Raw genomic sequence first — 15,715 nt, 5'->3', positions numbered from 1 at the left:
CCAGATATATAGATGCTAAAAATGTTCGTTATAAACAAAGAATATATAAAAACACTAATACTTTGTAAAAACACATATATAACAAACCTATTGTGCTAACCCACTAATAACCTTCAAAACAAATGTTAATTGGTCTTACCAAAATAAAGAGCAGCAACAACTATTTATTATCTCATCAGAGACAACTGTGAATAAGTTACCGATAAGATCGTAAAAATTACCAACTCAATATAAAGCCAATCGCGAAAAATAGAAATAAACCATTGATTTAAAACAAAATAAAATACTGGCACATTACTCGCTTATATAAAAACAACACTTTAACACTTAGATAAATCAAGGAGATGACAATGTTACGCTGGACAATTACATTTTTGGTGATCGCACTAATCGCAGCCGTTTTAGGATTTGGTGGTATTGCAGGAGCCGCAGCAGGAATTGCTAAGATCATATTTTTTATCTTTTTAGTTTTACTGGTTATTTCACTTGTCTCTGGCGCTTTACGTGGTAAAAGCCCCAGGTAGATAAGAAACAACGAACTCTCTTTTTAAATTTATATACAAGGAATTACATTATGAAATCATCAACACTTAAAGCAGCAGCTATTGGTCTATTCGCAAGTGCATTTATTATGGGTTGTGAAGACAATCATGCAGAAGAAGCCGGTGAGCGTATTGACGAAGCCGTGACAGATGTTCAAAACAAGGTAGAAGATACCTGTGAAGAAGTAAAAGAAGGCGTTAATGCCGAAGAGACAAATTGCTAATATTATTTATTTAGCTAAGAAACGACCTACGGGTCGTTTTTTTATGCCTAAAATATAAATAGTTTCTAGTCATTTCCCCTTTTAAGCTGCGCATTAGGCTAAAATAATAAAAAATAGCTTTTAAGTGCAAACACATGGTCTTTACAACAACTTATAAACTCGATAAACCTTATTTTTATGAATGCTTCGACCAATCGCTGCCTTATAGTAAGCGTGCACAACCTAAATACTTTTTATTGGCGCTACTTGTGATATTAGGGCTATTTGGCATTTATGGTTTAGGCGATCATTACCTTGGTACATTTTTGCTTATGTTAGCTTTACTTGAGTGCATTGCTTTTTATTATCGTCGTCCTTGGTGGGTAACAAGGCAAATGCTTAGCAGAGCATCTGGCTCTGAAGTCACTCTCACCTTCGACGAGGACGGAATAAAATCAACCAATCATTACAAGAATTACCAATTAGCTTGGCACGACATTAATGAAGTAATTACTACAGATTGCGGCCTATTGTTAAAAAGTAAAAGCGGTATGCAATACATTTCTAAGGCAATACTCGACGAAGAAACGATTGATTTTATAAACAAAAAAGCCACTCAATGAGTGGCTTTTACAAATGTCATAGTTATTAACTAGCACATTTTATACTATGTTGATTAAGCATTGCCCGGATTAGGGTTAGACTTTTCAGCTTGTATGCGCATGTAAATTTCTTCACGATGAACTGATACGTCTTTAGGTGCGTTAACACCGATACGAACTTGATTTCCTTTAACACCCAGAACAGTAACGGTTACTTCGTCACCAATCATCAGGGTCTCGCCTACTCTACGAGTTAGTATTAGCATTCTCTTGCTCCCATGTTCCAATAAAATTATAAGATTCCGCACACACATTTTAATTAAAATTAGACTAAAAAGTAAGTAAAAACTCTCAATCTATTCATTTTCTGTTAAAAATGTCTTATGTAATGCACGAACAGCCAGCTCGAGGTATTTTTCATCTATTAAAACTGAAATCTTTATCTCTGAGGTTGAAACAAACATCACATCAATGTTCTCTTGTGCTAACGAATCAAAAAATAAACTCGCTACCCCAGAATGAGATTTCATCCCCATACCTACAGCTGACACTTTCGCCACATTAGTTAATCCGTCAATTGCCTGTGCGTCAAATTGCTGTTGCTCAGCCGTTAACAAATCAAGTGCGTTTAAATAATCATTTAAATGCACAGTAAAAGCATAGTCGACTTTTTCAACTTTATGATTAATTTGATTAATCATATCTATTTCGATGCCATTATCTGCAAAAAGTTTCAAAATTTTTGCAAGCGCTTTAGTGCCTTGCGGTACTCCATGTACCTTAATCAAACACTCGTCTCGATTAAATGCAATACCCGACACAACGTTACTCCCCACATCGCTCTCCTCAAAACTAATTAATGTACCTTCATCAGGTTTAAAGCTAGATAACACTCTTAATGGTACATTGTGCTTACCAGCCGACTCTACAGAGCGAATATGTAGCACTTTAGCACCTAAACTAGCCAGCTCAAGCATTTCGGCAAAGGTTACATGGCTTAAACGTCGTGCATTAGGTTCAATACGAGGATCTGTTGTATATACGCCATCAACATCAGTATAGATCTGACATTCATCCGCTTTTATTGCACCCGCTATTTCAACCGCAGAGGTATCGGTGCCACCACGCCCAAGCGTAGTCACGTTGCCCTCAATATCGCGTCCTTGAAAGCCGGCAATAATAGCAATACGGTTATGTTCAAGTTCATGTTTTAAACGCGTTGCAGCCACGTCTTCTACACGGGCTTTACCGAACATGTTATCGGTTAATATATTCACCTGATCGGCTAACAAGCTTACCGCAGAATGGCCGCGTTTAATAATCGCCATCGCTAATAAAGCTATAGAGACTTGTTCACCGGTACTGAGTAATACATCGAGTTCACGACTACTCGGGCGAGAGTCGATTTGTTTGGCAAGATTAATTAAGCGATTGGTTTCTCCCGACATTGCCGAAAGCACCACCACCACTTGGTGGCCTTGTTGCTTAGTTTTAACAACAAGGTCGGCGACCGCTTCAATACGCTCTATTGAGCCTACCGAAGTGCCGCCAAATTTTTGAACTATAAGTGCCACTTAAGCTTAAGTACGCTCAGTTAACCAAGCTGTTACGCTATCAAGTGCTGCAGTTAAGTTTTGTGGCTCAGAACCACCCGCTTGCGCCATATCTGGACGACCGCCGCCTTTACCACCTACTTGGCCTGCCATGTGGTTAACTAACTCACCCGCTTTTACTTTACCGGTTAAGTCTTTAGTTACACCCGCAATTAGGCTTACTTTATCACCGCTGGCAACACCTAAAGCAATAACGCCTGAGCCAATCTTATTTTTAAGATCATCAACCATGCCACGAAGCGCTTTTGATTCAGTTCCTTCAACGTTGGCAACTAACAATTTAACCCCATTAATTTCAACCACTGAATCAAGTAACGATGCACCTGCCGCACTGGCTAGTTTATCGTTAAGTTGGGCAACTTGCTTTTCAAGTCCTTTCGACTTTTCAAGTAATGCAGTTACTTTTTCAAGTACTGACGCACTGTCACCTTTTACAAGCGCTGCAACATCTGCTAATTGCTGTTCTTGTTCATTAACATAAGCGATTGCTTCTGCACCGGTTACCGCCTCAATACGACGAACACCGGCAGCAATACCGCTTTCAGATACAATTTTGAATAAACCAATGTCACCTGCACGCTCTACGTGTGTACCACCACAAAGCTCAATTGAGTAATCACCTATGGTTACTACACGTACTTCGTCATCGTACTTTTCGCCAAACAATGCCATAGCACCTTTTGCTTTAGCATCATCAATTGCCATTAGCTCAGTATTAAGTGCAAAGTTACGACGAATTTCGTCATTTACTACACGTTCAATTTCGCGCAGTTCTTGTTTGGTCACCGCTTCAAAATGTGAGAAGTCAAAACGCAGACGATCTGGCTGCACAAGTGAGCCTTTTTGCGATACGTGCTCACCTAAAAGCTGACGTAATGCTTCATGTAAAATGTGCGTAGCTGTGTGATTTTTCTTAATGCTTTCACGACGCGCATCGTCAATAGTCGCATCCACTTTATCGTTAACGCCAATATGCCCTTGAACTGTTCCATGATGAGCAAAAGCATTACCCAATTTAGTGGTATTCGTTACATTAAACTCACCACCGGCAACAGTAATTGTACCGCTATCACCAATTTGGCCGCCTGATTCAGCGTAAAACGGAGTACGGTCTAAAACAATAATACCTTGCTGACCATCTTCTAATAACGATACAGATTCGCCACCGGCAAAAATCTCAACCACAGTGCCACGATAATGATTACTATCGTAGCCTTTAAAATCAGTGTGCTTATCTGATTTTAATTGCTCATTATAATCTGCACCAAATTTGCCCGCTTGCTGTGCTGTTTTACGTTGCACTGCCATGCATGCTTCAAAACCTTGATGGTCAATGGTCATTTGGCGCTCACGCGCTACATCAGCTGTTAAATCGGCAGGGAAACCATAGGTATCGTAAAGTTTAAATACTAAGTCACCTGGGATCACATCCCCGGTTAAATCACTCAAGCTTTCTTCTAAAATAGCTAAACCACGCTCAAGCGTTTTACCAAACTGCTCTTCCTCAATACGCAGTACTTTTTCAATAATTTCTTGTTGCTTAGCAAGCTCTGGGTACGCTTGACCCATTTGCTCAATAAGTGCAGCAACCAATTTATAGAAAAACGCGCCTTTAGCACCTAACTTATTACCGTGACGTACTGCACGACGAATAATACGACGCAATACATAACCACGGCCTTCATTTGATGGCATAACCCCATCTGAAATTAAAAACGCACACGAACGAATATGATCCGCCACCACGCGAAGCGACTTATCATCCATATCTTGTGCATTAGTAACGCTTGCAGCGGCGGCAATTAAGCCTTGGAATAAATCGATTTCGTAGTTTGAATGCACACCTTGTAAAATAGCTGAAATACGCTCAAGGCCCATACCAGTATCAACAGATTGCTTAGGAAGTGGCTCCATAGTCCCGTCGCTTTGACGGTTGTATTGCATAAATACTAAGTTCCAAATTTCAATGAAACGGTCGCCATCTTCTTCAGGAGTGCCCGGAGGACCACCCCAAATGTGCTCACCGTGATCATAAAATATTTCAGAACATGGACCACAAGGGCCGGTATCACCCATAGACCAAAAATTATCGCTCGTTGCAATACGAATAATACGATCTTCAGGTAAACCTATATCGTTAGCCCAGTAGCCAAAGGCTTCTTCGTCATCATGGTAAATGGTCACTAACAGCTTTTCTTTTGGTAGTTTTACAACCTCAGTTAAAAACTCCCACGCAAATTTAATTGCATCTTGCTTAAAGTAATCACCAAAGCTGAAATTACCTAGCATTTCGAAAAAGGTATGATGACGTGCTGTGTAACCAACATTTTCTAAATCGTTGTGTTTACCACCAGCACGCACACAACGCTGAGAGCTAGTTGCGCGTGTATAAGGGCGGCTTTCGGCGCCTAAAAATACATCTTTAAATTGCACCATACCGGCATTATTAAATAACAACGTGGCATCGTTACCCGGTATAAGCGAACTAGAAGGAACAACTTGGTGTTGTTTGCTGGCAAAAAAGTCTAAAAACTGTTGCCTAATCTGTGCGGTAGTCATGTGCTGCATGTGAAAGTCTCACCTGTATTTACTGTGCTTGCATTGCAAAATTTATTTGATCATAGCTAAAACCTCGATACATTAAGTAGCGCACGCGCTTAGCTTTTTCTTTGTACTCGAGGTCTGCCGGTGTCGTTGAATATTTTTTGTTGTACGCTTCCTGCGCGAGCTCAAACCAATCTATTTCCAGCTCATCAACCACTGTTTCAAGCAGTGCTCTATCAATCCCTTTACTCATGGCCTCACTTTGAATTCGCTTTAAGCCATGGCATTTAAATATGTGTTTTCTGACAAACCCTTCACAGTAACGCTGCTCGTTGATAAAATTGTGCTTTTCACACCAATCAAGCAGGTTTTCTATGAACTCGTCGGTTGCTTCTCTTTGCTGTAACTTTTGGGTTAACTCACGGCGCGAATACTCTTGCCGACCAAGCAACCAAAGCACATAGTTTTTTAACTTTTGTTTTAACGTATCATCCATTAAGCGTCAAAGCGTCCGCTTTGCTCGCTACTTAAAGGCTTAATGTTACTGTCATCACTTGGTGGCACAACGGGCATAAAAATAGCCTGATAAGATACAAAGAAACTAATGTAGCAAATTGGCATTAAAATCAACAGCGGTAGTAGCGATAAGAACATCGACAACACCATTAATAATGCGCAAATAATACCATAAACACTTAATGGTAAAATATTATAATAAAACACCATAAACGAACTTTTTAAGGCATTTAAAATACGTTGCTCTTTATTAAAATAAACCAGCGGTACTGCGTAGGCAAACGAAGTAAAGTAAATAGAGAGCGCAATTAAAAACAATGCCACGTTAGCAAGCGAAATACTCTCAAGCATTTGACTAACAGCGGTGTTTGGATCTAGGCCAGGCTGTGTCATAACCGCCATTGCATCAGCAAATAACCCATTGGCGAGCAAGGCAATTAAAATACCGGCACCCATTTGATAAAGCGCTAAGCGAAATATGCCTAACCGATTTCCTTTGGCTGAAAAGGGCTTCAAAATATCGGCTAACATAATTTTTCCGCCCTGCTGCTTGGTAAGCACGGCTTGATAAAAACCAGCGGTTAAAAATGGTGTAGCCAATGCTGCAGCTATTTGTAATACCGGCAAAAATAACGACAACAAGCCAACAATGCCAATAAACAAATGCATAAAAATAAAAGTTAATGGCTGAGTTTTAAAAATTAGCCAACCCGCTTTAAACCATTTTAATGCCGCATCAGCTTTAAAAATTCGTAATTGTGTAGACATACTTGCTCTTAATTAAAACAAAACACGCCGAGTATAACTCGGCGCTGGTTGGTATTACATAGGTGGCAGCGATAAATGCCGTTAATATTAGGGTCTGTTGCCCTTTACGGATTAAAATTTGTTCAAACTAGGGGCGATTTAATCGCGCCGCGAGGTTTGTAACCTAGTGGGCTAAGTAAAAACCGAGCAACAAAGAGTAAATCGCCCCTAGGAAGAACCCTTCGGGCAGCGCCTGTTTGGCATTGATGCTGCGTTATCGCCTATTTATGGGGAATAACCACACCACATAGGCTCTGCCTTGCCTAAATACCAAACAGACTGCTGCAAATTCAACCTTGAAAGGTCAACAGACCCTAAGGTTTTTTAATTTTCTTAATATCTAGCATGTGAGAGCCATGCTTAATCTTTGTCTCTAAATACGCTTTATTACCTGAAAGCCCAGCTTTAATGTGAGCATGAGTACCCACAACAGAATCAACTTCTATACCTGCATCTTTTAATGCATTGAGCTTTTTAGGGTTATTAGTCATTAATTTAACGTGCTTTAAATTAAGCGCATTGAGCATTAACACTGCATCTGAAAAGTCACGTAAGTCATCAGCAAAACCTAAATGGTTATTAGCTTCGTAGGTATTCATACCTTGTGATTGCAGTACATACGCATCAATTTTATTATATAAACCAATACCACGCCCTTCTTGGCGTAAATAAAGTAAAATACCGCCCTGCTCATGCATCATTTCAATACACTCGTTTAACTGCTCACCACAATCACAGCGTGACGAATGAAATACATCACCGGTTAAACATTCAGAATGCATACGAATAAGTGGGACACCTTGCTGGGTATCGGCGTTATTAAATACTAAAGCAACATGCTCTTGGCCATCTTTTAAGCCACTAAACGAGATAATTTCTGCAGGAATATCACTATTTTTGCCAACATTAAGCTGGACTCTTGCTCTTACTTGCGCCACGACCAATCCAAATATTAAAAAACTACGACACGATAAAGTGATAATATCACAAAAGTTCAAAATTGGATCGTAGTACACCCTAAGTAATGTCAAATATATTGCGACGACAGCGGCTATTTTCAATATGTAAGCATAAATATATTAGCAACGCATATTTACCTTGGTTTACCTAAAATGATGACATACACATAAGGATTTGCTAATTTACCACCGACAAATAATAGGGATCATTATGAAACTAAATAAACGTGTATTACTGATGGGCTTAAGTTTATCTGTATTAAGCACCATGTCATTTGCCGAACAAGCAAGTAACGCTCAAGCCGTTTTTAACGACGCGTATCAAAATTACTTAAATGCGGTTAAAACTAAGGAAAATATGCAACAAGCCGCGGAGCAGGCCTACACATTAGGTAAAGCTGTTTACGGTGATAATTCAGATAACACCGCAAACTTAGCTATTAACTATGCTAAATCAATTAATGGCTATGGTAAAAAATGGATTGAAAAACGTTTTTCACTATATCAACAAGCCTACACTATTTCAGTTAACAACCATGGTAACAAATCGTTAGAAACCGTTGATTCTTTGGTTGGTATGGCTAATTTTGCCCCCTCAGCTCAAAAAGCGGACTATTATTTAGAGCAAGTAATTGCAATAGCAAATACAGAAAATAAACCTAAATTTTTGGCCGATATGAAATTAGAAGCGGCAACCATATTAGCCAATAAATTCAGCTACGAAAAATACCGTGAAGCTAAAAACTACTTGGAAGAGGCCGATGAGTATTACCAGGCTAACTTACCTAAAAACTCGGTTGAACAAATAAAAGCTGACTTTTTAATGGCGTCGTTTGCTGAGGGTAGAAAAAGATACGACCAAGCAATTGAACGGCTTAATCGCGTAGTAAAGGTGTTTGATGAAAACTTAAGTTACGATCACAGCGCTGAGCTTACCGCACACTCAAGATTAATTGGCTTGTATGAAAAAAAAGGCAAAAGCGATGAAGCCACTAAGCACTGTATCGCGATTGCTAAAATGGTGCCGTGGAAAGAAAGCCAAGAGCAAACACCGCTATACCGCGTTAACCCTAAATACCCTAAAAACAAAGCGCGATTTAGTAAAGATGGCAGTGTAGTTATGGAGTTTCAAGTAGATGAGTCTGGCTTTGTAAAAAATCCGCAAGTAATTAGTTCTGAGGGTGGCGTGGCCTTTGAAAAATCAGCAGTAGAAGCATTAGCGCAATGGCGCTATGCTCCTAAGTTTGAGCATGGAAAAGCGGTTGCAGCAACTTCCAAAGTACAGCTCGACTTTAAAGTAAACCGTTAATAACATACCAAAGGCGCTTCAAGCGCCTTTTAATTTATCATTAATTTTAACTTAGCTAAAATGTTATCGCTGGCGGCCTCTATTAAATCAAGTACCTTTTCAAAGCCATCATCACCGCCATAGTAAGGATCGGGAATTGCGCTTTGTGCTTGCTCGCCATACTCTAAAAACAACGCAAGCTTGTACTGCAAATGTTCAGGGCAACGTGCGGTTAAATCCGACAGATTTTGTTTATCGGCTGCTAAAATAAGATCAAACTCGCTAAAATCACTACTACGCACCTTGCGCGAAAAAATACCTTTAAAACTATAACCGCGTTTTTCACCAGCCTGCATTGAGCGCCTATCTGGTTGATTACCTTCGTGATGACCAATAGTCCCTGCCGAGTCCACTAGCAGATCAATACCTAACTTTTTAGCGCGAGCTTTTAATACCGCCTCAGCCGTCGGAGATCGACAAATATTACCTAAACAAACAATCAGTACTTTTTTCACTTATGGCTCCCTAAGCTTTGCTAAAAATCGGTGATAAACATTATTTTAATGAAGCTAATATTTTTTGTTCGCCTTCAAGCATGCTCTGCATAGCGGTCCCCTGTTTTACACGGCTATGTAAAGTAGCAAGCTTAGGCCAGCGCGACTCATCAAGTTGCTCACCGCCATGCTCCATATTCATTAACTGGCAGCTCACTGCAATGTCGGCAAGAGTAAAGCTGTTACCAACAAAGAATTCGTTATTCCCTAAATAACCTTCTAAATAATCAAATAAAGGCGGTAATTTTTCATTTAATGCACTTTGCACTAAGGCTTCATCGGTTGGCTTTTGCATTGTAGGAGCAATAATACGCTGCTGAAATACCGTAAATGTTGTCAGTGGAGCCAGCTCGTAATCTGCGTATTTTTCTAGCCAGCGAACAGCTGCACGTTGCTCTATAGTATCACCGAGTAAAGCCGATGAATTAAGGTATTTTTCATCAAGATATTGGCAAATAACGCTAGAATCCGCCAAGTTTAACTCGCCATCTTTTAGCGCCGGAATACGCCCTAACGGATTAACTTCTAAAAACCAGTCAGGCTGATTAAACGGCGAGACTATTTCGAGTTTATAGTCCAGTTGCTTAAGCGCTAAACACACACGTACTTTACGCACATAAGGAGAAAGCGGGACACCATAAAGAATTATACTCATTGTTATTCCTATAAATTAAAACCACTTTAAAACTGCTTTAAAACTGCTTTAAAATTGCATCATTGTAGTCATCAGCATTTAAGGTTAAGTTGAACTTGGCCGCAACGCTATCTAACTCGGCTTGTTTAATCGCTAAATCATCCATAGTGATGGTGTTATCGTCAAGCTGCCATAATAATCGTGAGCCCGCATAACTATATTGAATCGCCAATAATGCATCGGGGTTACCTTCTCGTCCCGCCGCTTTTAGCTTAGCCATTTTACGAGTGATTTTATTAAGCGCTTTTTTAAGCTCCCACACATACACCACCTCACTCATAAAAGGATGTGTTCGGTATTTATTTAACAACCAGCCTATGCCAATACTCGTAACAATTACGCCTAATAAGTTCCAATGAAAATGACTGCCACTTTCATCGGGAAATAATGCAATTAAGGTTTGTGAAATTGCTAAACTGCCCACAGCTAAACCTGCTGCACAGCCGACAATAACGCGATTTAAATGTTTACGATAACGTGCTTTATCTATTTGAATAAGTTGCATAGCTGCCTAAAAGTAAAAAACTAAAAAATACACAGCTCCATTGTAGCTAAACCCATCACAGAGTTAAGACTCTTTTTTAATAAAATACCCGTAGTTTTTGATTTAGCGCCTGTTTTATACTGCTTTCAACATAAAACCAACCAACGATTTTATTTGCACCCACATATTAGGCATAGGATAGTAGGCAACAAATACGACTTAGTATAGGAACATCATGATAAAAACACTGATTGCCACAAGTTTAATATTTTCTTCTTTTAGTACTTTAGCCAATTTAAACACACCGCTAACCCCAGAAGAATTGCGAATTGAAAAAGCCAGCCAAGCGATGCCAGCCGTACTAAGCGCTTTTGCCAGCGAAGTTAATCAATTTGAGCAGCAATTCAAGTCACTCTCAAGCTATGCACAAGCCGTAGATGCCGTTAATGACTACTCAAAACGATTATGGTTTAGTGCAAAAAAACGCATCGCTACAACGCAAAACTTAGATGATCGCGCGCTTTATTGGGCTCGCTTACAATCAAGTAAAATAATTCGTACCACAAAACCTGCATTTTCGCTGAGCGCCGCGCAGCAAACAGTGTTATTAACATTGCTAGAAAACGGAAGCCGAGGTCGCACAGATCTAAGCTACTCACAAAACACCACTAAAAAGATACTACTAACTGGGTTTGACCCATTTTTACTTGATAGAAATATAAACCAAAGTAACCCATCAGGCGTGGCTGCGTTGCTTCTTGATGGCCAAGTAATAAACTATAAAGGGATTAGTGCTGAAATAAACACTGTAATGGTGCCTGTGCGTTATGAAGACTTTGATCAAGGCATTATAGAATCCTTACTTGCCCCTTATTACGCTCTTAATAAAGTTGATATGGTCGTTACCGTTAGCATGGGCCGCAAAGATTTTGATCTTGAACGCTTTCCAGGTAAGCGCCGCAGTGTAACAGCCCCCGACAACGCCAATATAGTGTATGGCGGTACCAAAACAGCGCCGCTCATTCCAAGCTTAAACGACCGCCCATTACCCGGTACTGAGTTTGTAGAATTTAGTTTACCTGTTAGCGCTATGCTAAAGGCAAAAGGCCCTTTTGCGATTAATGATAATCATCATGTTATTACCCTCAAAAAAGACTTTGAGCCTAGCAGTTTTGACGAATTAAAAGAGGCAACTGCAGTACGTGGCGGTGGCGGTGGTTACCTGTCTAACGAAATTTCGTATCGCAGTATTCGGCTGCGTAATCAGCTAAATTCAGATATTCCGACTGGGCATATTCACACTCCTCGAATTGCCCAGTTTGAACCCGAAACCGAAGCTAAAATAGTTAAGCAAATTCAAGCTATGTTAGAGCGCAGTTTAGTCGCGCTCTAACATCGTTTGCTTTTTTAACGTTAGAACATCAATTAAATAGTAAAGCGTAGGAGCACTTAAGTACTTCTACGCTTTATTGCTTTTAAACCGCTAAAAAAGCATGCTGCAATTACATTAAAATTAAAAGTGCTTTGTATCAGCTTTGGCTATTTTGTAATAAAAACTCATTACTTTAATTATTAACTAGATCTTCACAAATTGTGTTCTATGCTCATTTGAGGTTCAGACCTTATTACAGGGACATAGTAATGCTCACAATTAACCACTTTTTTAATTCATTAAACTTAACAAAAAAACTTATCTCCGCCTTTTTAGTTGTTGCCCTAGTGCCAATAACAATAATTATTATTGTCGCAATTAATACAGCTTCAAACTCGATGACAGAACAGGTTTATTCGCGTTTAGACGCTGTGAGTAAAGTAAAACAAAGCGCTGTTAAACGCTATTTTAACAACATTGAAAAAAAGCTTAATGCGCTGCAAGCAAATCCAGAAATGGCCAATATTGCGACAAAGTTTATAGATGGATTTAATAATACCTCCCCTTCAACCTCATCAGAGTCTCTAAATCGCTTTTATAAAGAGTCTTTTGCTCCAAAATTTAAACAGCTAAACCCAACAGATACAGTTTCTTCATCTCTATTAAAGCAAATGAATCCAAAAAGTATTGAGCTGCAATCTCGTTATCTAGCTAATAACCCAAACCCAATTGGTGAAAAACAAAAACTAACCACCACCGAGCAATCAGACTCTTACGAGCAAGCGCACCGCCAATATCATCCTTATCTACGCGATATGACTAATATAAATAAGTTCTACGATATTTTCATTATCGACCCAGCAAATGGCAATATTGTTTACTCTGTTTATAAAGAAGTAGACTTTGCAACATCGCTGCAAACAGGCCCCTACGCTAAAAGTAATTTAGCGAACCTATTTAGACAATTAAAAGATAGCAGCAACCCACAAAAAATTGCTTTTGCAGATTATAAACAGTACTCCCCTTCATATAATGCCCCTGCAAGCTTTATAGGAAAGCCTATTGCTGTTGATGGTAAAATGGTTGCTATTTTAGCTGCCCAATTATCGATTGAAGATATTAATTCAATTATGAAAGAACGCGACGGGTTGGGCGAAAGCGGAGAAACCTACCTTGTTGGCCCTGAAGGGTTAATGCGCTCTGACTCGTATATTGATCCGAAAAACCACTCTGTAGAAAGCTCATTTAGAAACCCAAATAAAGGCACTGTAAATACCTTATCTGTAATCAAAGCACTAAAAAATGAAAAAGGGCAGCATGTTATAAATGACTATAACAATGAAATGGTGCTATCTGCATTTGCACCTGTAAATGTATTTAATGTTCGCTGGGCACTTATAGCAGAAATGGACGAACAAGAAGCTTTTGAGTCAATAACCACACTTTCCCAACAACTCATTGTGATACTTTTCATCACTATTTTCATTGTTACCATTGCCGCATATTGGTTTGCGAAAACACTCACAAAACCAATACATGCACTAGCTGATACGATGAAAAAAGTTGAACAGCAAGGTGACTTTTCATTACGAGCAACAGTCTATTCAAGCGATGAAATAGGCGTTAGCACTCAAGCATTTAACACTCTTCTTGATGCGCTGCAGTTATCTATTAGTGAAACAAATCGCGTTATGAATCAAATGGCTGCGGGTAAATTTGATCAACGTATTGAAGCACCATGTCGAGGGGAGTTAGCTACGTTAAAACAAGCAACCAACGATTGCGCAAGTTCACTAAACGGGGCAATAAACGAATTAAATAACATTGCGATTGCTATGGCTGATGGTCAATTTGATATTCAAATTAATGCCTCAATGTCAGGCGAATTAGGCACCTTAAAAAGTAATATTAACCAATCGCTTTCCTCAATAAACAACACAATGAATAGTATCGTAGATATTATGGCTAACGTAGAGCAAGGTAACTTTAAAGAGCAAATTACCTATCCAGCTAAAGGAAAACTTGCCCAGCTAAAAGACAGCGTGAATAACTCAGTGAATAGCTTAAGTATTGCCATAGATGGTATTAGTGACGTTATGAGTGCATTACGACAGGGCCATTTTTCAGCGCAATTAGATGCCCCCTTAGCTGGACAGCTTGATATCTTAAAACAAGATATTAATTCCAGTATGGCTAATTTAAATAATGTAATGAATGAAATAGGTGAAGTCATGTCCTTTGTTAGTAAAGGTGACTTTAAAAAAATGATTAAAGGTGAAGCCAGCGGTCAACTTGAGCAGTTAAAAAGTAACATCAATACATCAATCACTGCTATTGATAATGCTCTAACTGAAATTTCATCAGTCATGCTAGCAATTAGTCAGGGGCGCTTTGATCATACTATTTCATCGACTATGACAGGCCAGCTAAATAGTTTAAAAACAGATATAAACCACTCGGTAACAAACCTTGAACATGTCATAAATGATCTTAATCAAGTGATGGCTGCAATGGCAAATGGCGATTTTTCTCATCAATTAAAACAACCATTGCAAGGCCAATTGGAAGATTTAAAAAATAATGTTAATGAGTCTACCTCATTAGTTTCATTAGCTATAAATGAAGTAAGTAGCGTTTTGTCAAACTTAGCTAAAGGTGACCTTACCAAAAATATAGAGGGGCAATATCAAGGCGTATTCAACACCCTAAAAAACGACACCAACGCGACCATATTTAAATTAACCAATGTCATTCAAGAAATTCAAGTATCAGCTGGCCAGGTTATGCAAAATGCAGGTGAAATAGCTTCAAGTAATACTGAAATAAGTAAACGCACAGAAGAGCAAGCAGCCAACCTTGAAGAGGCAAGCTCAAGTACTGAGCAAATGCTAGATGAGCTAACTAAAGTATCTGAACAATCAAAAAGTGCCGTGGCATTGGCTAGCAATGCAGAGCAAATTGCTGAAGAAGGAAACCAATTATCAATACAGACTGTTAGCGCGATTGATGAAGTAAATGAAGCCAGTAAAGACATTAACGAAATACTTTCGGTTATTGACAACCTCGCTTTTCAAACTAACTTGCTATCACTTAATGCCGCCGTAGAAGCAGCTAGGGCTGGCGACCACGGAAGAGGCTTTGCTGTAGTCGCTAATGAAGTCGGTGATTTAGCGGGGCGTAGTGCTAAATCAGCAAAGCAAATAAAGAGTATTATTGTAAACAGTAATCAAAAAATAGCACTTGGAACTGAATTAGCCGACACCTCAGGGAAAAAACTAAAACACATAATGCAAGCTGTTAGCGATGTTAGTAAAAATATAATACATATAGCGCACTCAACCTCCGCACAAGAGCAAGCAATTAAAGAGGTTAATCTTGTTGTACAACGGTTAACGGGGCTAACTCAGGCTAACTCAGCGATTACAGAAGAAACAATGGCGGCTGCGCGTCAAATGGCAGAACAAGCTACCGAGATGAGAGTACAACTTAATTACTTTCATCTAGAAAAGGAGCAATAATAACCTAAAGGCGCTGCTA

Annotated in this window: 15 protein-coding genes; 6 read left to right on the top strand and 9 right to left on the bottom strand. The window is 39.2% G+C overall.

Going from position 1 to position 15,715, the window contains the following annotated elements:
- The first annotated feature begins 350 nt into the window (after positions 1-350).
- The 3 genes from ACNSN3_RS02235 (at position 351) to ACNSN3_RS02225 (ending at position 1,368) form a co-directional block, all read left to right on the top strand.
- Positions 351-524 (top strand): DUF1328 domain-containing protein, encoded by a 174-nt coding sequence (locus ACNSN3_RS02235; RefSeq protein ID WP_002961939.1) that lies wholly within the window; start codon positions 351-353, stop codon positions 522-524.
- A 50-nt stretch (positions 525-574) separates the two neighbouring features.
- Positions 575-766 (top strand): hypothetical protein, encoded by a 192-nt coding sequence (locus ACNSN3_RS02230; RefSeq protein WP_008115136.1) that lies wholly within the window; start codon positions 575-577, stop codon positions 764-766.
- Positions 767-900: 134 nt separating this feature from the next.
- Complete coding sequence (locus tag ACNSN3_RS02225) at positions 901-1,368, top strand: YcxB family protein (RefSeq protein ID WP_109875314.1); 468 nt, start codon at positions 901-903, stop codon at positions 1,366-1,368.
- Positions 1,369-1,421: 53 nt separating this feature from the next.
- Here the strand turns inward: ACNSN3_RS02225 and csrA are convergent, their stop codons facing one another.
- The 6 genes from csrA to ACNSN3_RS02195 all read right to left on the bottom strand — a co-directional run bounded on the left by csrA (position 1,422) and on the right by ACNSN3_RS02195 (position 7,765).
- Positions 1,422-1,613, bottom strand: a complete 192-nt coding sequence (gene csrA / locus ACNSN3_RS02220) for a carbon storage regulator CsrA (protein ID WP_004587515.1) — start codon at positions 1,611-1,613, stop codon at positions 1,422-1,424.
- 90 nt (positions 1,614-1,703) lie between these two features.
- Positions 1,704-2,921 (bottom strand): aspartate kinase, encoded by a 1,218-nt coding sequence (locus ACNSN3_RS02215; RefSeq protein WP_418608454.1) that lies wholly within the window; start codon positions 2,919-2,921, stop codon positions 1,704-1,706.
- Between the two features lie 6 nt (positions 2,922-2,927).
- A complete protein-coding gene (gene alaS / locus ACNSN3_RS02210) occupies positions 2,928-5,528 on the bottom strand; it encodes an alanine--tRNA ligase (RefSeq protein WP_418608452.1) in 2,601 nt (866 codons plus the stop codon).
- A 19-nt stretch (positions 5,529-5,547) separates the two neighbouring features.
- Positions 5,548-6,000, bottom strand: coding sequence for a regulatory protein RecX (locus ACNSN3_RS02205; protein WP_010390806.1), 453 nt, complete (start codon positions 5,998-6,000; stop codon positions 5,548-5,550).
- Positions 6,000-6,788: a BPSS1780 family membrane protein gene (locus ACNSN3_RS02200; RefSeq protein ID WP_418608450.1), complete on the bottom strand. Its 789-nt coding sequence runs from the start codon at positions 6,786-6,788 to the stop codon at positions 6,000-6,002. Before ACNSN3_RS02200 ends, ACNSN3_RS02205 begins: the two co-directional genes overlap by 1 nt.
- 353 nt (positions 6,789-7,141) lie before the next feature.
- Positions 7,142-7,765: a GTP cyclohydrolase II gene (locus tag ACNSN3_RS02195; RefSeq protein ID WP_010390804.1), complete on the bottom strand. Its 624-nt coding sequence runs from the start codon at positions 7,763-7,765 to the stop codon at positions 7,142-7,144.
- Between the two features lie 232 nt (positions 7,766-7,997).
- Here ACNSN3_RS02195 and ACNSN3_RS02190 point away from each other — a divergent pair, with 232 nt between their 5' ends.
- Complete coding sequence (locus ACNSN3_RS02190) at positions 7,998-9,095, top strand: TonB family protein (protein ID WP_055012909.1); 1,098 nt, start codon at positions 7,998-8,000, stop codon at positions 9,093-9,095.
- A gap of 29 nt (positions 9,096-9,124) precedes the next feature.
- Here the strand turns inward: ACNSN3_RS02190 and ACNSN3_RS02185 are convergent, their stop codons facing one another.
- From ACNSN3_RS02185 to ACNSN3_RS02175, 3 genes are read right to left on the bottom strand one after another with little or no spacing between them, the layout of a single operon-like run.
- On the bottom strand, positions 9,125-9,589 hold the full coding sequence (locus ACNSN3_RS02185; protein WP_418608447.1) for a low molecular weight protein-tyrosine-phosphatase: 465 nt from the start codon (positions 9,587-9,589) through the stop codon (positions 9,125-9,127).
- A 40-nt stretch (positions 9,590-9,629) separates the two neighbouring features.
- Positions 9,630-10,283, bottom strand: coding sequence for a glutathione S-transferase family protein (locus ACNSN3_RS02180; protein ID WP_418608445.1), 654 nt, complete (start codon positions 10,281-10,283; stop codon positions 9,630-9,632).
- A gap of 37 nt (positions 10,284-10,320) precedes the next feature.
- Positions 10,321-10,827 carry a DUF3087 domain-containing protein gene (locus ACNSN3_RS02175; RefSeq protein ID WP_010390796.1) on the bottom strand — a complete coding sequence of 169 codons (507 nt, stop codon included), beginning with the start codon at positions 10,825-10,827 and terminating at the stop codon, positions 10,321-10,323.
- 214 nt (positions 10,828-11,041) lie between these two features.
- Here ACNSN3_RS02175 and ACNSN3_RS02170 point away from each other — a divergent pair, with 214 nt between their 5' ends.
- Both ACNSN3_RS02170 and ACNSN3_RS02165 read left to right on the top strand, forming a co-directional pair.
- Positions 11,042-12,199, top strand: a complete 1,158-nt coding sequence (locus ACNSN3_RS02170) for a hypothetical protein (RefSeq protein WP_418608442.1) — start codon at positions 11,042-11,044, stop codon at positions 12,197-12,199.
- A gap of 248 nt (positions 12,200-12,447) precedes the next feature.
- Positions 12,448-15,696, top strand: a complete 3,249-nt coding sequence (locus tag ACNSN3_RS02165) for a methyl-accepting chemotaxis protein (protein WP_418608440.1) — start codon at positions 12,448-12,450, stop codon at positions 15,694-15,696.
- Positions 15,697-15,715: the final 19 nt, after the last annotated feature.

The sequence above is a fragment of the Pseudoalteromonas sp. US3C1004 genome, assembly GCF_048401065.1.
Taxonomy (GTDB): Bacteria; Pseudomonadota; Gammaproteobacteria; order Enterobacterales; family Alteromonadaceae; genus Pseudoalteromonas; species Pseudoalteromonas undina.
Note: the sequence above shows the minus strand (reverse complement) of the source record. Positions and strands in the feature narration are given on the sequence as shown.